The 21,910-nt window shown below is 40.0% G+C and carries 21 protein-coding genes; all 21 read right to left on the reverse strand.

The window, feature by feature from the left end; genetic code table 11:
* Positions 1-57: 57 nt before the first annotated feature.
* Entirely contained in the window at positions 58-915 is an 858-nt protein-coding gene (gene proB, locus GT641_RS02090) for a glutamate 5-kinase (RefSeq protein WP_161116713.1), read from the reverse strand.
* A 15-nt stretch (positions 916-930) separates the two neighbouring features.
* Positions 931-2,568 carry an FAD-dependent protein gene (locus tag GT641_RS02095; protein ID WP_161116714.1) on the reverse strand — a complete coding sequence of 546 codons (1,638 nt, stop codon included), beginning with the start codon at positions 2,566-2,568 and terminating at the stop codon, positions 931-933.
* The gene (locus GT641_RS02100; RefSeq protein WP_161116715.1) at positions 2,552-3,829 is read right to left on the reverse strand and encodes an aminoacetone oxidase family FAD-binding enzyme; all 1,278 of its coding nucleotides are present in this window, start codon (positions 3,827-3,829) and stop codon (positions 2,552-2,554) included. The genes GT641_RS02095 and GT641_RS02100 overlap by 17 nt, the downstream gene beginning before the upstream one ends.
* A gap of 36 nt (positions 3,830-3,865) precedes the next feature.
* On the reverse strand, positions 3,866-4,306 hold the full coding sequence (locus GT641_RS02105; RefSeq protein ID WP_161116716.1) for a hypothetical protein: 441 nt from the start codon (positions 4,304-4,306) through the stop codon (positions 3,866-3,868).
* Between the two features lie 109 nt (positions 4,307-4,415).
* Positions 4,416-5,501 carry a DUF3048 domain-containing protein gene (locus tag GT641_RS02110; protein WP_161116717.1) on the reverse strand — a complete coding sequence of 362 codons (1,086 nt, stop codon included), beginning with the start codon at positions 5,499-5,501 and terminating at the stop codon, positions 4,416-4,418.
* Positions 5,488-6,000, reverse strand: a complete 513-nt coding sequence (gene ybeY, locus GT641_RS02115) for an rRNA maturation RNase YbeY (protein ID WP_008400821.1) — start codon at positions 5,998-6,000, stop codon at positions 5,488-5,490. The genes GT641_RS02110 and ybeY overlap by 14 nt, the downstream gene beginning before the upstream one ends.
* Positions 6,001-6,009: 9 nt before the next feature.
* A complete protein-coding gene (locus GT641_RS02120; RefSeq protein ID WP_119963367.1) occupies positions 6,010-7,038 on the reverse strand; it encodes a PhoH family protein in 1,029 nt (342 codons plus the stop codon).
* Positions 7,039-7,060: 22 nt separating this feature from the next.
* On the reverse strand, positions 7,061-8,278 hold the full coding sequence (locus tag GT641_RS02125; protein ID WP_161116718.1) for a sporulation protein YqfD: 1,218 nt from the start codon (positions 8,276-8,278) through the stop codon (positions 7,061-7,063).
* Between the two features lie 360 nt (positions 8,279-8,638).
* Positions 8,639-8,821, reverse strand: coding sequence for a hypothetical protein (locus tag GT641_RS02135; RefSeq protein ID WP_119963328.1), 183 nt, complete (start codon positions 8,819-8,821; stop codon positions 8,639-8,641).
* A gap of 343 nt (positions 8,822-9,164) precedes the next feature.
* Positions 9,165-9,341 (reverse strand): 30S ribosomal protein S21, encoded by a 177-nt coding sequence (gene rpsU / locus GT641_RS02140; RefSeq protein ID WP_008400815.1) that lies wholly within the window; start codon positions 9,339-9,341, stop codon positions 9,165-9,167.
* Between the two features lie 141 nt (positions 9,342-9,482).
* On the reverse strand, positions 9,483-12,116 hold the full coding sequence (gene alaS / locus GT641_RS02145) for an alanine--tRNA ligase (protein WP_192919788.1): 2,634 nt from the start codon (positions 12,114-12,116) through the stop codon (positions 9,483-9,485).
* A gap of 45 nt (positions 12,117-12,161) precedes the next feature.
* Positions 12,162-13,424, reverse strand: coding sequence for a bifunctional phosphoribosyl-AMP cyclohydrolase/phosphoribosyl-ATP diphosphatase HisIE (gene hisIE / locus GT641_RS02150; RefSeq protein ID WP_008400812.1), 1,263 nt, complete (start codon positions 13,422-13,424; stop codon positions 12,162-12,164).
* Between the two features lie 9 nt (positions 13,425-13,433).
* The gene (gene hisB / locus GT641_RS02155; protein ID WP_008400811.1) at positions 13,434-14,027 is read right to left on the reverse strand and encodes an imidazoleglycerol-phosphate dehydratase HisB; all 594 of its coding nucleotides are present in this window, start codon (positions 14,025-14,027) and stop codon (positions 13,434-13,436) included.
* Positions 14,028-14,137: 110 nt separating this feature from the next.
* A complete protein-coding gene (gene hisD, locus GT641_RS02160) occupies positions 14,138-15,427 on the reverse strand; it encodes a histidinol dehydrogenase (RefSeq protein WP_161116720.1) in 1,290 nt (429 codons plus the stop codon).
* A gap of 2 nt (positions 15,428-15,429) precedes the next feature.
* The gene (gene hisG / locus GT641_RS02165) at positions 15,430-16,077 is read right to left on the reverse strand and encodes an ATP phosphoribosyltransferase (RefSeq protein ID WP_008400808.1); all 648 of its coding nucleotides are present in this window, start codon (positions 16,075-16,077) and stop codon (positions 15,430-15,432) included.
* 67 nt (positions 16,078-16,144) lie between these two features.
* A complete protein-coding gene (gene hisZ, locus GT641_RS02170) occupies positions 16,145-17,401 on the reverse strand; it encodes an ATP phosphoribosyltransferase regulatory subunit (RefSeq protein ID WP_044944955.1) in 1,257 nt (418 codons plus the stop codon).
* 127 nt (positions 17,402-17,528) lie between these two features.
* A complete protein-coding gene (locus tag GT641_RS02175) occupies positions 17,529-18,062 on the reverse strand; it encodes a Holliday junction resolvase RecU (protein WP_008400805.1) in 534 nt (177 codons plus the stop codon).
* A gap of 58 nt (positions 18,063-18,120) precedes the next feature.
* Entirely contained in the window at positions 18,121-19,107 is a 987-nt protein-coding gene (locus GT641_RS02180; RefSeq protein ID WP_161116721.1) for an RluA family pseudouridine synthase, read from the reverse strand.
* Between the two features lie 9 nt (positions 19,108-19,116).
* Entirely contained in the window at positions 19,117-19,692 is a 576-nt protein-coding gene (locus GT641_RS02185; RefSeq protein ID WP_161116722.1) for a hypothetical protein, read from the reverse strand.
* Positions 19,693-19,770: 78 nt separating this feature from the next.
* A complete protein-coding gene (locus GT641_RS02190) occupies positions 19,771-20,529 on the reverse strand; it encodes an SDR family NAD(P)-dependent oxidoreductase (protein WP_243143670.1) in 759 nt (252 codons plus the stop codon).
* A complete protein-coding gene (locus GT641_RS02195; protein ID WP_161116724.1) occupies positions 20,526-21,908 on the reverse strand; it encodes an RsmB/NOP family class I SAM-dependent RNA methyltransferase in 1,383 nt (460 codons plus the stop codon). Before GT641_RS02195 ends, GT641_RS02190 begins: the two co-directional genes overlap by 4 nt.
* Positions 21,909-21,910: the final 2 nt, after the last annotated feature.

Consider the following 21,910-nt stretch of genomic DNA (forward strand, 5'->3'; position numbering starts at 1 on the left):
TCTGTTTGATCAGATACCATCTTATATATGATACAATGGTACACACTATATCCATTGCTACTGCAGATATTCCTTATGTGTAATGTATCTTACGACATCAAAATCCGGCTCTTTATATGCTTTAAATAAGGTTCCGACGGATTCGCCATTTAATGCCCGACCGAGATTCCCTATATCATCTCCTGATAAAATAAGCATATCTGCTCCTGAATTTGCAGCAATCTTCGCTGCAGAGATTTTTGTCGTCATACCACCGGTTCCATATCCGGAGCCGGCGCCCTTTGCCATTGCTTTGATCTTATCGTCGATACGTTCTACGACAGGGATCAATGTTGCATCCGGATTATTTCTCGGATCGTCCGTGTACAAGCCATCAATATCTGTCAATAATAATAAAAGGTCAGCATTGATCATGTTGGCTACGATAGCGGAAAGGGTATCATTATCTCCAAAGTTTATATCCACTTCTTCAATTGCAACTGTATCATTCTCATTAACTACAGGAATAACATCCATTTGTAATAATTCATTAAAAGTATTTACAGCGTTATGTCTTCTTTCCTGAGATGTGATTACATCAAATGTCAGAAGAACCTGTGCTGCAATCTGGTGATATTCATAGAACAGACGCTGGTATACCATCATGAGCTGTCCTTGTCCAACTGCTGCACATGCCTGTCTGAGTGATGTTGTCTTTGGTTTTTTCTGAAGCCCTAATGACTTCGAACCGACACCGATCGCACCGGAGGATACCAATACAACATCCTTATCCTGATTTTTCAGATCACTGATGATCCGTACCAGTTTTTCAAGTTTTATGTAATCAAGCCCACCCGTCTCCTCATGGATTAATGAAGATGAACCAATCTTGATCACGATTCTTTTTTTATTTTTTAAGTATAAACGATCTTCCATTTTATATCTGAAACCTCACATTCTCTGATTTCCGGTTGATGCTTCCGGTATCATAAATTTCGACATAACCGCCTCAAAAACTTTTATTCCGTCAACGGCTGCGGATGTTATACCTCCCGCGTAACCTGCACCTTCTCCACATGGATAAATACAAGTATGTGCAGATGTCAGATCTGCATCGCGTAGTATCTTTATCGGCGAAGATGTTCTTGCTTCCACGCCGCTTAATATTGCATCATCATCTGCAAAACCGGATATCACCCGGTCAAATGACAAAACACCATCTATTATAGCATCTCTGATATACTCTGGCAAACAACAATTCAGGTTGGAAAACGTATAAGCCCCCTTTATGCAAGGCTTGATCTTGCCGGCTTCCGTAGACATTCTGTTCATTCTAAAATCACCGAAACGTTGTACCGGAACTGCTCCTTTTCCTGCCTGATACGCCTTTTCTTCAAGCTCTCTCTGAAAATACATACCGGCAAGCGGATGATCTCCCGGATAATCTTCCGGCGTAACATTCACAACGATCGCACTGTTTGAATTATCCGCTTTCCGGTCACTGTAGCTCATACCATTGACACATATCCTTCCGGATTCTGAGGAGGCATTTACAACGTAACCACCGGGGCACATACAGAAGGAGTAGACCGCCCGTCCGTTTGCTGCCTGATGCACCAGCTTATAATCTGCTGTCGGCAGTAAATCTTCATAATCGGGATGATATCCATATTGTGCTTCATTGATAAAGGTTCTTGGATGTTCGATCCGGAGTCCCATTGCAAACGGCTTCTGTTCCATCGGAATTCCACGCTTATAGAGCATTTCAAAGGTATCTCTTGCACTGTGACCGATTGCAAGTATCACCGCATTGCTTTTTAATTCATATGTGTCTTCCGGTTTCAAAAGCTTCTTTATATGTAAGAGCGTTGTCTCAGAATCTATCACTTCTATATCTGTTACAAGCTGCTCAAATCGCACCTCTCCACCCAGCCTTATAATCTCATTTCTGATATTCTTGACTACAGTCAATAACACATCTGTACCGATATGAGGCTTATTCACATATAGGATTGACGGATCTGCACCAAATTCGACAAATGTCTTAAGAACCGCAGTCCTTCTTCCTGATTTATCCTTAATTACGGTATTCAATTTACCGTCAGAAAATGTTCCGGCTCCGCCTTCCCCAAACTGAACATTGCAGTTTGGATTTAACGGATGTTCCTTTTTCCAGTATCCATTTACATAGGCTGTTCGTTCATCAACCGCCATACCACGTTCCAGAATAATCGGTCGATAGCCCTCTCTTGCGAGAAAAAGTCCTGCAAACAAACCTGCCGGGCCGCTTCCGATAATAACCGGTCGATACTGCATCGGCGTAGTTCCCGGCTCCGGTATCAGGTATATCGTTTCTTTTGTTAACATAATATTGTTATTGTGAACTTTTTGCAATATTTTTTCTTCGTTGTCGCAAATTACATCTACAGCTGCCACATAATGGATCTGATCTTTTTTACGGCTGTCAATCGATAATTTGGCAATTTTATATGCAGACACATACGAAAGCTTCAGATTTTTCTTAATTACAGCCTCTATATCATCTGCCGTATAGCCGATTTTTAATTTGATATTATTTATACGAATCATATATACTCTTTCCTGCTTTCATTCCTGTGATAACTGCCCACATAAGATTGTATCCGCCGCATTTACCATCTACATCTAATAGTTCTCCTGTAACATAACATCCGGGGACCATCTTTAATCCCATTGTTTCAGGATTTACAAATCTTGTGTCTGCTCCTCCGCGTGCTACCTGTGCCTCTGTAATCTCTGCTGTGTCCGTGATCTCAAACCGTAGATCAAAGAGTATACCTGCCAGCTCTACCAGTTCTTTTTCTGATAATTGCTGCACACTCTTTTTCTCTGTGCCGCATTTTTTTATTATATAGGCTCCGAGCTTTTCATGCACCAGACCGTTCAGACAGGCCTGAATATTCCGCTCAGGATTGTTCTTTACAAATGTCCTCAGATACTTTAATACATCTGCTTTATTCATCGTCGGTATCGGTGATATGTGGAGCCTGACATGTTCGCCGGCTTCTAAGGCTTCACCGATGATATGGCTCTGGTTGAATACGACAATGCCGGAGATACAGGTATCAGTAAACTGTACCTCGCCAAATTCCTTCTCGTGATCAGAAGTCGAATTTTCTCCATATTCAACATAAACGCCTGCTTTGCATCGAACACCTGATAATTCAGATATATCTTCTGCGCATTTTACCTTACATAATGCCGGATGGAACTGATAAACAGGAACGCCTAACTGTTCCAGCAGATCTAAACCGGCATCTGTTCCTCCAAGAGCCGGGGCTGCCGATCCGCCACATGAAAGAACAACATTTTTTGTATGATACACGGCATGATCTGTTTTTATCTCATAGATATGGTCCTTGTTTATGGATATCTCTGCAACCTGTTCTCCGGTATGAATCTCGATTTCATTCTTTTTCAGAACATCATTAAATGCCCATACAACAGTCGAAGCCTGTCTGGACATCGGGTAATAATATCCATTTTCATCTGACACCAATACACCCACCTGTTCAAAAAATGAAATTACTTTTTTATAATCATCCGCAGCGATTACCTTATAAGGGAAAAACTCATTGTTACTGAAATAACAGTTTATATCAAATGCCTGATTTGCGATATTACACTTTCCGTTTCCTGTCGCATAGATCTTCTTCCCGATCTTTTTATTTTTTTCAAGCAGCAGAATTTTAAGTTGTTTTTTCGATGCCGGATCAGTTTTTTTATCTGAAATCATATTCGGATCTGCTGCACAGGCAGCCGCTGTCATGCCGGATGCTCCCGCACCGATAACGATCATATCATATATCATTTGTTCTCTCCTTTTAAATCATCCCATATTCTAGCATTAACTGGAACATGATTCAAGGAAAGTAAATAATTCTTTCGCTTTTTGAAATTTTATTCCATTTTCTATTCGTTTTTTCATATCATTTTCCAATTGATCCATCCGAATGTCGGTAAATTCATATAAGCTTCCCTTTTCTGTAAAAACTGCAACATAACCATTCAGATCACTGACCAGAAAATGATAGTCTTTTTCTGCAGCTTCTTCTGTTTCGAAGTTTTCTTTTTTTGATATGGTTTCAACCGTCTCTACCCTGTCAATCGTATCCGTGGTTTCTTCTGAATCTGTTCTGTCAATCGTCCAGATATATTCTTCGATATTAGACTGTCCTTTCGTTGTATCATTGCATCCACGAGAATTCTTATAGATCGAATATGAACAGTAAAATGCAAATAAAAAAAGTAACACCGCTCCACCGATCAAAAAAAACACTTTTTTCATAATAATCACCTCTTATCAGTGATTATCTGCATTTTACGGCTAAATATACAAAAAGATGCCTGCCATATCATAACCGATATGACAGACATCTTAAAAGTCTGATTAAATTTTAGTTCCAGGTTACACTGTCTGCTTTATCTTTTTCAAAAACAGTTACCCATGTTTTTCCCGGATTCAGTTTTAATTCATTGCCGTCTTCTGTGTAGTACTTTGTTATAGCATTTTCAGAAGATTTTTTCCATGTTACAGGAATGATCACACCATTTGATGCGTAAAGGCCTGTGCCTTCACCGACCAGATCAAGCTGCTGTCTGTCGTGATCGTCAATGCTTGTATAATGAGCAAACTGGATCAGGACGTTTTCATACTTAAGCTGTTCGCCTGTATTTCCATCGGTCTGTTCTCCGCCATACTGGAATCTGTAATAGAGACCATCATCAGCATGATATTCAAACCAAGGTGATGTATAGTTGCTGATTGGTGTCTTGATCTCGTTAGCGGTTTCCCCACCGGCAGGTGTTGTGATCTCATCATTGAATGAAAATACACTTTCAAAGCTGTCGCTGTGTTTTGTTTCATAGCCCTTCTGTTCGATTCCGGCTTTGATCTTCTCGGTATCTGTGAATACATTATGTGGAGATACCCGGTCAGATGCTCTGTAGTATGTTACGCCACCTTCTGAGCTTAAGCCACTCAGATTATTGATCCCTGAGCTTGCAAGCTTATCTTCTCCCTGTGGAGACTGACCATAATGCATATAGATAGCATCATATTCCATAGCAACTGTTACATAATATGGACGGCAGCTTCTGATTGAACCCAGTTTTTCAAGATTGGAATAATCATTGAAGATTCCAAGCAAACGTGTGATTCCACCTTCTACCTTCATCTCATAAACAATATCTGCCTTTCCTATATCACACTGCGGCATTGCGTCAGAAATGTTATTTAACATAACTGCGATCGGGCGGCCATATTCTTCTGTACGGTCTGTAACCCATTCTCCGGTCAGGTCGTTGTACACGCCCTCAGGCTGAGCTTCTGTTGCTGCCTCTGTAGTTGCTTCTGTTGTTGCTTCTGTCGTTGTGGTTCCTGTGGTTGCCTCTGTTGTTGCCTCTTTCTTTCCACATCCCATAACACCAAGTGATAAAACTCCTAATGCTGCTAATGCAATTGCATATTTAGTTTTCTTCATAATCCCTTGTGTATCCTTTCTCATTAAGTATTTGTTCCTGAAGATCTTCCATCTGTTTGCGTTCTTCTTCATCTATATGATCATAACCAAATAAATGAAGCATACTGTGTGCAACCAGAAATGCCAGTTCTCTGGTGTTCGAGTGATTGTAACTTTTTGCCTGTTCATATACTCGATCCATGGAAATAATAATATCTCCAAGCATCAGTTCTCCTGATTCCGGATTGAAATAATCACAGGTATCCCCGTCTACAACACTAAAATCTCCGGGTTCTTTATAATCAATCAGAGGAAATGACAGCACATCTGTAGGTGCATCGATATTTCTCTGACAATTATTGATAGTCTGTATGCCCGAATTGTCTGTGAGTAATACATAAATCTCACATTCATATGGGCATTTGATAAAATCCAGCGCCTGTCCGATCACAGTCTCTATTACATGTTCATAATCAGGCACACGGATCTCTCCGAATTCATTTTCAATATTTAAAGACATTGTACATCCTTACCTTTTTCTCTTATTATTGCGGTTATCTCCGTAACGCTTGCTGTCACTTATCTCATGCTTTGTCTGATCGGATCTTTTCTTCTGTCTGTTCTGCTTTTCCTCATACACTTCGTAGGCATTGACAATCTTCTGTACAAGCGGATGTCTCACAACATCAAGACTTGTCAGATGACAAACACTGATTTCTTCGATGTTTTTAATAACCATCAGTGCAACTTCAAGTCCGGATCTTGTCTCAAACGGAAGATCTTTCTGTGAAAGGTCACCGGTAATGATGGCTTTTGATCCAAATCCGATACGGGTTAAGAACATTTTCATCTGTGCAGGAGTTGTATTCTGTGCCTCATCAAGCACGATGTACGCATTATCCAGAGTTCGGCCTCGCATATACGCAAGTGGGGCAACCTCAATCAATCCTTTTTCCATATTTTTAGCGAAAGATTCCGGTCCCATGATCTCATAGAGCGCATCATAAAGCGGTCTTAAATAAGGATCGACCTTGCTTTGCAGATCGCCGGGCAGAAAACCTAATTTCTCGCCTGCTTCGATCGCCGGACGTGTCAATATAATACGATTCACTTCACCGTTTTTGAATGCAGTGATCGCTTTCGCCATTGCCAGATATGTCTTACCGGTTCCGGCAGGACCTACACCGAATACGATCATGGATTTATCGATTGCATTTACATATGCTTTCTGTCCGTGTGTTTTTGGTTTGATCGGTTTGCCGTTGATCGTATGACAAATGATATCCCGATCCAACTCAGCGATATTTTCCTGTGTTTCCTGAGGATGATCCTTAGACATGGCTATCGTATAATCGACCTTCTGTTCATCAATCGCAGTACCTCTGGCTGCAACTGCAAATAACTGGATCAGTACATGAACCGCCTGCTCCACGTCTTTTTCTTCTCCTGAAATCTTCAGCTTATCATCGCGCAGGATCATAGAAACATGAAATGCTTTTTCAATTTTTTTTGCATGTACATCAAATTGTCCAAATACATTTTGAACGTATTCGGACATAACAGTAATTGATTTGCTGAATTCACTCAAGTGTCTGCTCCTCACTTATTATCTGTAATTCATGCGGGACACCGATCAGCTGTTTTACAGTGATATCTCCAACTGCATGGCATGCGTCCTCGCTACATGTTATTTTAACATTTTTTTCTATTATTTGCACCCCTTTTTCTTGCAAATTGCCAATATAGTGATTTAATTTTTCCTGCATTTTATCTGTAGCATCTTTTTCGGACAATTTTTTCATCATCAATGTGTATTCTTTGACTGTAGTCTTTTTTATCTCAAATGGCAGATAAAGATTTTTTCCTATGTGTAATCTCTTATCATCACTTAATCGGTCGAATGTATCATAAGGACATTTCGGTACATAAGGGGTAAAATCATACTTTAACAATCCAAAGGAATAATATTTTTTCTCGTTTCCGGTATACTTTTTCACATAATTTGTTCTTGGTATACTTTCATCATAATGATACACGCAGATGCCATAAACCTCTCCCTCTGCCGACACATAATTTGTATCCATCACTTCGTTATTGTCATCATACAGATAGACAGCTCCGGATATCAGGACATCCCCTTTTTTTACGTCATCCCCTGATTTAACCACCGGTGTACCGGAAGCGGTTACGATCTCTGCGATCGTACAGTTCTTTGATGCAATGATGTTGCATGGTCCTTTCATGGAGGTGTCCGTACATACATTCAATGTTTCCGTAATCTCTACAGACAACTTTGTTCCTGTAAGCGCACATGATATCCATGCGATATCTTCAAAATCTTTTCGGAGGTTCTTCTCAAGCTCGGCGCAATCTACTTTTGATTTCGGAGTTCCTGTCTGCACATAATATTCATTGATATGCTGTAGTATCTCATCCGATGTATAATCTGATTCACCGGAAACGGAAATTTCCCATATAAATAACGATTGTATATAGACCAGAATTGTAAACAAGATAAACCCAATCACAAACGGAATTCTTTTTTTATTTTTTCGAATAAACTGTCGAATACCATATTCTTTCAGAATTTCGACTTCACTTCCGGTTTTGAGTGCCGGCTCTTTTAAGTGCGCTATATCCTTAGAGGCAACAAAAAAGAAGATTTCATTCTCTTTCTGCTCCAGATCCCAAAGTTTAATATCTCTCGCTTTGCATAGATTAACAAAACGGTTGATATGAATGCCGCGAAGATGAATTTTTGCAAAGCCATACAGATACCTTAATATAATATCAAACATCCGGTTTCTCCCTTCTATGTACACAACATTATCATTCATAATTGATATATAGAATATTGCCTGATATCTTCAGTTCTTCCGGGCAGTAATATTCAATTTTCAGGCAAATTCCATTTATCGATATGGTATTCTTTTTAGTTTTAACAAGGATCTGAGTATCTGAACAGGATATAATACATTTATAGTTTTCAATATAGATAATGTGGTTATCATGAATTGTGATTTTAGACGAACTTTTTTTAATGTCCGGTGTGACATCCGGCACATCATATAGACTGTTATGATTAAATGGAAGCTGCATGATCTGATACCCAATTGACTTTATATCTATACTATGTTGGTTGGGTATCGGATTATGACTTACTCTTTATTCTCTTTAAGATTATGGACACAGATAAAATTAACCAGAACGGCATTTCCTACAATCAATCCATAGGTAACTGCCTTAAATATATTTCCGGTCATATCGCCAAATGCAAAAATACTTAAGATCAGTGCTCCCCAGGCAAAGATTATTGCAAGAATATTAATTGCGTTTTTCATATTCGTTTGTCCCTTTCGTTTTCGTATATTAATTTCATCATATATTATAGTGATGTCAGCGTCAACTTTTTTGCGTTTGTAAGAACATTTCATGTTCTCACACCGCACCATCATACCTAATTGTTTCGCATACGTTTTATATATTCTTTTTTTGCGTAAGTGAGCCAAGCACAGATAGATACTTCCGCAACCACAAGAAAATTACTTTGTAATTTTCTTGTGGTTATCGCGGCAGTCGCCGAGGTCTCGTGTAAACACAGACTTCGGCTCGTTGCTCGCGTAAAAAAAGAGTACCGATTGCTCGGTACTCAAAAAAATCATATTTACTAATCCAAACTATAGATTATTTATATTTGCGCTTTCTAGCTGCCTCTGATTTCTTTTTACGTCTAACGCTTGGCTTTTCGTAATGTTCTCTCTTACGAATCTCCTGCTGGATACCAGCCTTCGCACAATTTCTCTTGAATCTGCGAAGAGCGCTATCTAATGTTTCGTTTTCTTTAACTATTACATTTGACATTCTCTCACCTGACCTCCCTCCAGTTGTGTACTATGCTAATAAAATAACAACTGTTTGGGTATTATTTAAGCACGAAGTCAATTATAACATATATTATTAAAACGTCAACAAAAAATTTTATTATTTTCTATTTTTCTATTTTTAGGCATTTAACTGTTCTTTGGCTGTTTCAACTGCTTTTGCAAGTGCATCTACAATACCGGCAGGATTCTTTCCCCCGGCCTGAGCCATGTTTGGACGACCACCGCCGCCACCGCCTACAAGTGCTGCAGACGCTTTGATAATATTTCCTGCATGTGCTCCCTTCTTTACAGCATCGTCTGTTGCCATAGCGATCAGATTTACCTTGCCATCCTTTGCGGAAGCAAGAATGATAACCGATGTACCAAGCTTGTTCTTGAAATCATCACCCAAATTACGAAGTGCGTTCATATCGGTATCTTCTACGCTGGTAGCAAGAACCTTTACGCCATTTATATCTATTGCATCTGCAAGTGCATCTCCGGCAGAATTCTTTGCCAGCTTATCCTTCAGCTTGGAATTTTCAGATGTCAGCGCCTTGATCTCAGCGAGCATTGTCTCGATCTTTTCAGCCAGCTTTGCAGGTTCAACTTTTGCTGCCTTTGCTGCTGCTTTCAACTCGTCTTCCATCTCTTTATAATAATTAAATGCGCCAACAGAAGTCAGTGCTTCAATTCTTCTGACACCGGCAGCAACACCCATTTCAGAGATGATCTTAAATGTACCGATCACACCGGTATTCGGAACATGAGTACCACCACAGAATTCAACGGAGAAGTCATCCATAGATACAACACGAACCTTCTCGCCGTACTTGTCACCAAACAATGCCATAGCACCTGTCTTCTTGGCATCTTCAATACTCATAACCTCTGTCTTAACCTTAAGGTCTTTATCAATCTGTTCATTTACGATTGCTTCAACCTTGGCGATTTCCTCAGGAGTCATAGCCTGAAAATGTGTAAAGTCGAATCTTAAACGGTCTTCGGATACATAAGAACCAGCCTGTTCTACATGATCACCAAGGACCATCTTTAAGGCTTTCTGGAGCAGATGTGTAGCGGAATGATTCTTACAGATCAGTGCACGTCTGTCTGCTGTTACAGAAAGCTTCGCTGTGCTTCCATTCTTTAATTCACCGGATTCAACATAGCCAAGATGTGCGATCTTATCACCGGCAACCTTGATCGTATCTTTAACGATGAAACGTCCGTTCTCTGTCTCGATCACACCGGCATCACCGATCTGACCACCCATAGTAGCATAAAATGGTGTCTCTGCTGTGATGATCGAACCGTTTGTGCCTTCGGAAATAACATCAACCAGTTCGGATGTTACCTGATCGCCTTCTTTATATTCTGCTGTTATGGCAATGATATTGGAAGATGCTTCTACCTTGTCATAACCAATGAATTTACTTGTAAGAGCTGTGTCGATGTCTTCATAAATAGTTGAATCTGCTCCCATGTAGTTTGATACTTTTCTTGATTTACGAGCAGTCTCTCTCTGCTTGTCCATAGCCTTATTAAAGCCTTCGGTATCAACCTCGATACCCTTTTCTTCCAGAATCTCTTTTGTAAGATCAAGAGGAAAACCATAGGTATCATATAACTTAAATGCATTTTCGCCATTTAATACTTTTTTGCCGCTGTTATTTAACTCCTCAACGAAGCCGTTCAGGATTGATAAGCCCTGATCGATCGTCTTATTGAAGTTTTCTTCTTCTGTATTGATACAGGTAAAGATATGTGCTTTCTTTTCTTCCAACTCCGGATATGCATCCTTAGAAACCTCGATCACTGTCTTTGAAAGCTCTGCAAGGAATCTGCCTTCGATACCAAGTAATCTGCCATGTCTTGCTGCACGACGGAGAAGACGTCTTAATACATAACCTCGTCCTTCATTTGATGGAAGGATACCGTCAGATGCCATAAAGGTAACAGAACGGATATGGTCGGTAATAACACGGATCGAGACATCTGTCTTCTCATCTTCCATGTACTTTACGCCAGCCATCTCACATACTTTATCACGTAACGCTTTGATCGTATCAACGTCAAAGATGGAATCTACATCCTGAACAACAACAGCCAGACGCTCCAGTCCCATACCGGTATCGATATTCTTCTGAACCAGTTCTGTATAGTTATTATGGCCGTCATTTTCAAACTGGGTAAATACGTTGTTCCATACTTCCATGTAACGGTCACAGTCACAACCTACTGTACAGCCAGGCTTACCGCATCCGTACTTTTCGCCTCTGTCATAATAGATTTCGGAACATGGACCACAAGGACCTGCTCCATGCTCCCAGAAGTTATCTTCTTTCCCAAAACGGAAGATTCTCTCCGGTGCAATTCCAATCTCTTTATTCCAGATATCAAATGCTTCGTCATCATCCTCGTAGATAGATGGATATAAACGATTTTCATCTAAGCCTACAACCTTGGTCAGGAACTCCCATGACCATGAAATTGCTTCATGCTTGAAGTAATCGCCGAATGAGAAGTTACCTAACATCTCAAAGAATGTACCATGTCTTGCAGTCTTACCTACATTTTCGATATCTCCGGTACGGATACACTTCTGGCAGGTGGTCACACGTCTTCTTGGCGGGATCTCCTGTCCTGTAAAGTAAGGCTTTAATGGTGCCATACCTGAGTTGATCAATAACAAACTATTATCATTATGTGGAATCAGTGAGAAACTGTTCATCTTCAGATGTCCCTTGCTCTCAAAAAATTCCAGAAACATTTTTCTTAACTGATTTACGCCATATTTTTCCACTGTTTTCTCCTCCTACCTTCTATCAGCCAGTTCTTTGGTAATATCAGTCCAACTGACACCTCTTTCAACCATAAGAACCATAAGGTGATACAGGAAATCTGATATCTCATATTTTATTTCATCTGAATCAGGATTCTTGGCAGCAATTACAATCTCTGTTGCCTCTTCGCCAACCTTTTTCAGTATTTTGTCAATTCCTTTGTCAAACAGATAATTTGTATAGGAACCTTCCTTTGGATGATTTCTTCTGTCAACGATAATATCGTATTCTTCTTCAAATACCTTTAACGGATTGGTATTATCGTATTCCTTCTTAACCAGATCGGTAAAGAAGCAGGTCGGGCTGCCGGTGTGGCATGCTGCACCAATCTGGGAAACCTCTGCAAGCAGGGTATCTTTATCACAGTCTAATTTTAATGATTTTAAGAACTGGAAATGACCGGATGTCTCTCCCTTTGTCCAAAGCTCCTGTCTGCTTCTGCTGTAATATGTCATTCTGCCGGTTGCGATCGTCTTTTCAAAGGATTCCTTATTCATGTATGCCATCATAAGAACTTCCCCAGTCTTATAATGCTGTGTGATACATGGAATCAGCCCGTCAGAATTCAGCTTGAATTCATCAAAGGATACTGCACTTTCAAACGTATTAACCGGAATGCCTTCTTTTCTGCATTCCTGCTTTATCTCCATTATATCCATTTGTTTCAGATTATATAAAGAAATGGATTCAGCATTTGTCTTTTCAAGCATCTCACAGATTGCTTCCCCATTTGTTGAATAGGTGGAAACAATAACAGGAAGTGCTACACGATTTTTGATCTCATTTACGATATCCATATATTCCGGAACCATATTATTATGTAATAACAGGAGCTCACCTGCTCCGAGTTCCTTAAGCTGCTCTGCATAGGCTACAGGCTCTTTACATTCGCTCAGGTCGATCGTTACGATGATACGTTCTGAACCAAAACGGTCAGCGGCTTCCGTTACAAGCTCCGGTGTATTTAATGCTGCTGATTTCATACAAACCTTGGAAGCACCTGCGTATAACATCTTCTTGATATCTTCCAGTCTTCTTACTCCACCACATGCGATCAATGGAATATCGACATTCTTGCAGATCTCTTTGATAACTGCAATATTCGCTTCTCTGCCTTCCTTTGTTGCTTTACTGTCAAAATATGCAATCTCATCTGCACCGGCATCATTATAGAACTTTGCCATTTCGAGTGCATTCTCAAGATCCAGACATGGAATAATTTTCTTATAACTCATAGTACCTCCTTAAAGTGAACCTTTGGTAGATAACACTTTACCATTTAATCTGTCGTCTATAGAAGTTGCTTCATCTAAAGCTTTTGCAAATGCCTTAAAAGCTGCTTCGATGATATGATGGTCATTGGAACCGGAGAACTGCTTCAGATTCAGGTTCATCTCTGCTCCATAGGATACTGCATAGAAGAATTCCTTTACCATCTGTGTATCAAAATATCCAACCCGTTCTGTTGTCAGGTTCAGATCATAAACAAGGTATGGTCTTCCGGAAAGGTCGATCGCACACATAACAAGCGTTTCATCCATAGGAAGAAAGAAATTACCGAAACGCTTAATGGATTTCTTATCTCCAAGCGCACCCTTGATCGCTTTTCCGAGAACAATTCCCGTATCCTCGATCGTATGATGACAATCCACATACAGATCACCTTTTACAGTCAGATTCAGATCAAAGAATCCGTGTTTGGCAAAGCTTGTCAGCATATGATCGAAAAATCCGATACCGGTATCGATTTTTGCATTTCCCTTTCCATCCAGATTTAATTCCAGAACAATATCTGTCTCGCTGGTTTTTCTTGTGCATTTTACTGCTCTATCCGCCATATCTTTTCTCCCTTGTTTTTATACATTTTTCTTCCGATACTTTGGCAACTACAAGCACAGGCGGACTGATAATACAGACGCCTGTGCAATCTTGGTTTCATATTATACCACTATTCAAATCTTACTGCAATAGAATTAGCATGTGCTGTAAGCTGCTCTGATTTTGCAAAGCTTTCAATGTCCTCATGTACCTCTTCAAGAGCTTCTCTGGAATAATAGATGATACTGGATTTCTTAATGAAATCATCCACACTTAACGGGGAGAAGAACTTCGCTGTTCCGTTTGTTGGAAGTACATGGTTCGGTCCGGCAAAATAATCACCCAATGGTTCGGATGAATATTCACCGATGAAGATCGCACCGGCATTCTTGATCCTTGTCATGACATCAAATGGATTTGCAGTTACAATCTCCAGATGTTCGGAGGCAATTGCATTTGCTGTTTCAACCGCATCTGCCATATTATCGGCTAATAAGATGTAGCCGTATGTATCAATAGATTTCCGTATGATCTCTTTTCTGGATAATACTTCTATAAATTCATCAACCTGTGCTGATACCTTTTCGGCAAGTTCTTTTGAAGTTGTGATCAGAATGGCGGATGCCATCTCATCATGTTCGGCCTGCGATAACAGATCGGCAGCAACATATCTTGGATTTGCAGTCTCATCTGCAATTACAAGGATCTCGGATGGACCTGCGATCGAATCGATGCTGACATGTCCGTATACCGCACGTTTTGCAAGTGCAACGAAGATATTTCCGGGTCCTACGATCTTATCAACCTTTGGAATGGATTCCGTTCCATATGCAAGAGCCGCGATTGCCTGTGCGCCGCCTGCCTTGTAGATAGCAGTCGCACCGGCTTCATTTGCTGCAACCAGTGTAGTCGCATATACTTCACCCTCGCTGTTACAAGGAGTGGTCATTATAATATTTTTAACACCTGCTACCTTTGCAGGCATAATGTTCATCAATACGGAAGATGGATACACAGCTTTTCCGCCCGGTACATATACTCCGACAGATTTCAATGCTGTTACCTTCTGGCCAAGCATGATACCTTTCGGATCAGAATCAAACCAGCTGTACTGACGCTGTTTTTCGTGATAGGTACGAATGTTTTCTTTTGCTTTTCTGATAACCTCGATCAGCTTCTCATCAACCTGTGTATAAGCATATTCAATCTCTTCTTTTGTAACCAGAACATTTCCGGCATTGATATCTGCTTTATCAAACTGCTTTGTATATCCAAATAACGCCTCGTCTCCACGATCTCTGACATCATTTACGATCTTCTCTACTGTATCTGCATAAGATCCAAAATTGCTTGGGCTTCTTTTTAACAGATCTTTTAAAATGTTCTTTCTGGTTTCTTCCGTCAGATTTACAATTCTCATTTTTATGCCTCCTTATTAATTAACGAATTCAGATCAGCAAGCAGCTTTCTAATTCTCTCATTTTCCATCTTTAAGCTTACCTGATTTACAACCATTCTTGCAGATAACGGACAAACTTCTTCTAAAACTTCCAGTCCGTTTTCGCGAAGGGTGCTTCCGGTCTCGACGATATCAACGATCACCTCCGATAAGCCAACGATCGGCGCAAGCTCGACCGAACCGTTTAATTTGATGATCTCAACCGTCTGGTTCTTCTGATTATTAAAATAATCTTTTGCAATATTCGGATATTTGCTGGCAACACGGATGATCTCATTTTTCTTCAATAATTCTTTTGCTTTATGAGGACCGCAGACACACATCCGGCATTTGCCGAATCCGAGATCCATTACCTCGTACAGGTTTCTGCCTTCTTCTAATATCGTATCCTTACCAACTACACCAATATCTGCTGCACCGTATTCTACATAGGTTGGTACATCTGTTGCCTTTGAAAGGAAGAACTTCAGCTTCAGTTCTTCATTTATAAAAATCAGCTTTCTGGTATCCGGGTCTTTCATCTCATCGCAGGTAATTCCTATCTGTTCAAGCAATGCAAGGGTTTTCTTTGCAAGTCTGCCCTTTGCAAGCGCAAATGTTAAATATCTCATTGATTTATCTCTCCAATCTATCCATCGATCAAATTCTAATTTTGAATTTCTTTCTGCTTTTGTCCGCTTATTTCAGGGATGCGATTGCCACCTCGTTCTCATCACCGGACACAAGATCAAATACCTTGACCGTATCACTGTTTTCAAAATAAAACAGTCCGGAGAAATGCTCTCTTTTTGCATATTCCAGATAATCGTCCACTGACTTTCTGACAGATTTGCGTATCAATTCAATCTTCTTATCATTCTGGCGCATAGACTTACCAAGGCTGATCGCAGGCTCCTGATTCTCGATATCATAGAGAATGATCGTATTCGAATATTCAACCGAAACCTCGATATTCTGTCTGGACAGTGCCATGATCAGTTCTTCTACGGTAAATGCAAAACCAATAGACGGTGCATCTTTGCCGAACTGCTTTAACAGGTTATTATATCGTCCACCTTTTACAACTGCATCTCCGGTTCCGTAGGTGTATCCGCGGAAGATCACGCCGGTATAATAGTTATAACCATTTAACATACTGAGATCAAAGCCGATATATTTGTCATATCCATAACAGCATAACGCTTTATGGATTCTCTGTAATCTGTGAACGGCTGCAAGTGATACCGGATTCGTAACCAGCTTCTCTGCTTCCTCTAACATGGATTCTCCACCGAATAAAGAGTCAAACGCAAGAAAGGCTTTCTTTAAAACAGGGCTCATATCCAGCTTCTTTAAATATTCCTCCAAACCAAAGAAGTTCTTGATATTGATATATTCTTTGATCTGAAGCTCCTCAGCTTCTGTAATTCCGGCTTCTGCGACGATTCCCTTAAAGTAATCGATCTGTCCGATCTCGATCTGGAACTCATCGATTCCAAGTGCCTTAAAAGAATCAACAACGGTTGCTATGATCTCTGCATCTGCCGCAGATGAATCATCATTTATAAGCTCGGCACCGATCTGTGTTACTTCCTTTAATTTACCCTGTAATTTTCTCGGGTTTGAATAAGTATTACCCGTATAACACAGACGGATCGGTAACTGTTCGTCCTTATAATATTTTGCTACACATCTTGCAATACTCGGTGTGATATCGGGGCGTAATACCAGTGTATTATTATCACGATCAAAGAATTTGTACATTTCATTTGACGGTGCAGATCCCTTATCACGGTTAAATATATCAAAATATTCAAATGTAGGTGTCTCTATATCATGATAGCTGTATAACTCCAGAGTATGATGCAGTTTTTCAATAATCTTTCTTTTCTTTTTACATTCTACATCATAAGTGTCTCTTACTCCATCCGGAGTCTGCAACAGTTTGTCCTGCATCTTTTTTCCTCCTTGTATCCACGTATCACTTTACTGCATTGAAGTGATAACATGGTAATTAGTTATTTTAACAACGTGCTCATTATAGGGGAGCAGTCGATATTTGTCAAGATTTTTTCCTGAACCCTTATGCTCTTAACTGCAAATCTTTATCGAGAAGCTCAAGATAATGAACCAATGCACCGTTTTTTGCATGAATAAAGAAATCCGGATTCAGTTCTTCATATTTGAAATTTTTTGCATGTCCCTCATTCACGCGATCCATATAAGTCTTTAATTCCGAAAAACGTAAATAGTAATATTTGTTTCTATGCGTAAAAAATATGATCAGGAAGCTGACTCCCTGCTGTTCCTCATACTCTTTCATAAAATGATACTGATGCTCATGTATATTCTGTAAGGAAAACGTATCAACCGCACATTCCTTCGCATCGAAGCATATCGGAATGCCCTGTACGACACCGATGTAATCGACCGTAGAATCTTTTTCAAAATACGCCAGTGTGATCTGGCTGCTGTCTTTATCCATACGGATCGGTTTGATCGGAGTCGGGATCTTCTGGACAACTGCCAGCTTCTTTTCCCGATAATATTCATTTGTATAATTAATCAGTTCCTCAAGTGAGGAACCACGAAGTCCTCTGGAATTCCAAGTTGCCATCCGATTCTGCCTCTTTATCTTTTATCTGATTCTGATCTTACTAAAGTTATTATCCAAATTACCCAAATAAATCTTTTTCGATCGTCCGAAACGGTTCCGGAAGAAATGCCGAATACTCTTTCCCGCCCAGATAAGAAAGCGGACCGTCTGTTTCTTTAAATATAATGTTTCCGCAATGAAGAAGCTGATGCTTTACATGATAAGAATCTGAAAAATACCGGTTCACTTCAGGTATGCCATACTTTGTATCACCGACTACCGGGTATCCCAGATGCTTTAATTGCGCACGGATCTGATGAGACTTACCTGTGATAAGCTCAACCTTTACCAACGTATAATCATCATTTTTTTTAACCGGATAAAAGATTGAATGGATTTCTTCACTCTTGCCATGTTCCCATGGGCGATCCGATATCCGAACTTTGTTTTTTGCATTATCCTTCTGTAGATAACAGGTACTGTCAAGCTTCTGCGTCAGGCGTCCCCGTACAAGTGTATAATAATATTTATGTAATAGATGTTCTCTTATAATTCTGGATAATTCCTGACTTCCGGTAAGACTCACCCCACAAAGAATGAGTCCGGATGTATTGCGGTCTAAACGGTTGCATACAGACGGACGATATGTTCTTAATTCTTCAGTTGTGATATGACCACTGTCGAGCAGATAGTCGATCAATGCTTCATTAAAGGAGTAGTCATCTTTTGATGCTTTCTGTGACAAAACGCCGGCCGGCTTATCTGCGATCAGAATATTTTCATCCGAATAGATGATCTCGACCGGAATCTTCTTTTTAGAGGAAGTGCTGTCTGTCCCGCTGACATTTTCTCGGAAATTGGCGATCGTTTCATCGGACATATAGATCTGGATCGTATCTCCGATATAGATGTATTCGTTTCCTTCAATTTTCTTATTGTTCAATTTGATGTTTTTCTTTCGCATCATCTTATAAACAAAGCTTGACGGTGCCTTATTCAGATATTTCAAAAGAAATTTATTTACACGCTGTCCTGCTTCATTCTGCGATATAATGATCTCTTTCATGTCCGGCTCCTATACACCAAGTTCAAATATTTTTTCACGCATAGACTGATCCTTTACTACGTAATCTTCATCCGGTTCTTTGATCGTCTCTGCCTTTTTTATAAATTCATCTACGGTTAACGCTGTAATAATGATATACGGTTTCTTTATCATTTCAAAGGAACGTGCAATTTCTTTTTTCAGGAATTCCACATCAGGAATCTTCTTATCAAATGCTTCCTGATACAAGAACAACATTCTGCCATCCCGTACGATCACGGCAGGGAAAAACATCATTCCCTCGTATCGACTGATTGAGATATCATACAGGATGCCGTCCCGGTTCTCATAATGGATCCCTTTTTCTATTTTCTTGTGTTCTTCCTCTGTTAAAGGCTTGAATTTGGAGCACATGATAAGTGCTACGATCTGTTTGGCAAATGGCAGGCTGATCAATATCGGAAGTATGATGATCAAGGTTTTTGTTGTTTTAAACATGACAAGCGAAAGAATTACTCCTGTAAGGATCATAACACCAAGTATAATAATACTGGTTATGATTTTTTTCTTATGTTTTTTTATATATCCATACTGTCCTTTTTCCATTGTTTTTGTCCTGTTCTGTTTTTATTATAATGTTCTTCAAATCCCCGGTAAATCTTTGTATTAACCGGATATCTGTCTCTATTTGATCATGGAAACGATCCAGTCATTCGGCAGCAGCTTTGTTACGACCTTGAACGCTTTCATCGTTATGCTGTAGGTAGATTCTGTCTTCAGATAATATGCATCAAATAAGGCACGTTTTACTACATTTTTTGCTTCTACACGGAACAATCTTTTAAATGCCTTTGTTTGGGAATATTTCTCGGCTACATCAAAAAACTCAGTATTAACCGGTCCAGGACATACTGCTGTCACTGTAATGCCTCTGTCCTCCAATTCTTTATTTAATGCCTTGGAAAAGCTTCTTACCATTGATTTTGTTGCTGCATATACAGCGAAGGATGGCTGTGGCAGATATGCCGCAGATGATGCAATATTAATGATATTGCTCTGTTCTTTCATATATGGCAGAGTAATCTTCGTCATGGCAACTAAAGCCTTACAGTTAACATCGATCATTCCTGTAAGTTCCTCGCATACAACATCCTCTACATGTCCCATAATGCCATAACCGGCTGCGTTTACCAGAACACGCACCCATGGATGCTCCTTTGCAAGCATCTTCTTATAGGATTCAAGATCATCCTGCTTTGTTACATCCAGCGGAAGAACAATAACCTTCTTGCCTTCAATCTCTCTTTCTAAGGCATACAAGCGTTCTGTACGTCTGGCAATCACCCATATTTCATCTATCGTCTTATATTTTTCACTGATCTGAACAACAAACTCTCTGCCCAGTCCGGAAGAAGCTCCGGTAACGACTGCTATTTTACTCATGACATCATCCTCCATCCAGATAAATACTTATTTTTTAACGTTCCGTTTGTATTTTTTGCCCATCCAAGCGGATATCCGTCCACCAGAACAAGCACATATCCATTTTTAATTTTCTGATCCGATGCTTCAATCGTCTCGCCTTTCAGATATCTAAAAACACGGTCATCTGAAGAAATCAGATTTACTTCATTATCAAACTGTCCCTGCCGCAGATACATGGCAAGTGACTGACTCGGTTCAAACCGGTTCTTCTTGATCTCGCCAAGGAACAAGCCCTGTCTTAACATCCGAAGCCCAGATACATCCGGCATACATTCTGCCATGTAATACAGTCTTCCGTTATTTTCCTCAATATATGCAGACTTAATTCCTGCATCAGCCGAAATATGTGTAAAAAATTCTTCTGCATTTTTATCCGGCTTACAGCCTCTGTGTATCCATGACTGAAACACCTGTGTCTGCTCTGCCTCTTTTTTATGGATAAGTGCAACGAAATGGCCTTCCCCTTCGATATGATGCGGCCATAATCTTGCACATTTCTCAAGCTCTGCATTTTCGGTCTTTCCCCATGCCGGATTTCCATTGCAAAAGCCCGGATACTTCGGAACTTCGATTAATTCTAATGTATCATCCAGTGATAAAAGATATTCGATTGACTGTTCATTTTCTTCCGGAGAAAACGTACAGGTCGAATACAGCATGGTTCCGCCCGGCTTTAACATTTTTACAACTTCATTTAAAATTCCTCGCTGTAAACCGGCAAATAACTCAACGCCATTGTTCTCCCACGCTGTTACCATTGACTGGGATTTACGGAACATTCCTTCACCGGAGCAAGGCGCATCAATCAAAATTTTATCAAAGGTCTGATAGAATTTTGTGCTCAGCTTATTCGGAGCTTCACTTACCACACACATATTACCGATTCCAAATAATTCCAGATTCTTTAGCAATGCCTTGGCTCTGGAATTACTGATATCATTTGAGATCAGGAACCCGGTTCCATGAAGTTTTGCTGCAAGCTCGGTTGATTTACCTCCCGGTGCTGCACAGATATCAAGAACCACATCCCCGTCTTCAACAGGAAGAATACTCGCCGGTGCCATCGCACTCGGTTCCTGAATATAATAAAGCCCTGCATAATAATATGGATGTTTGGATGGTGTACATGCTTTATCATCATAATAAAAACCATTTGTTGTCCATGGTACAGGCTTTAATTCAAATGGAGAGATCTTTAAGAAATCTTCCACACTGATTTTATTTGTATTCACACGAAGTCCATGATGCATGCCCTGATCCAGACAATTCATATATGCTTCATATTCGTCTCCTAATTGTGTCTTTATCCTGTTTGTAAATGACTCCGGTAAGTTCATAA

It is taken from the genome of Clostridium sp. BIOML-A1, from assembly GCF_009874105.1.
In the GTDB taxonomy this organism is placed as follows: Bacteria; Bacillota; Clostridia; order Lachnospirales; family Lachnospiraceae; genus Coprococcus.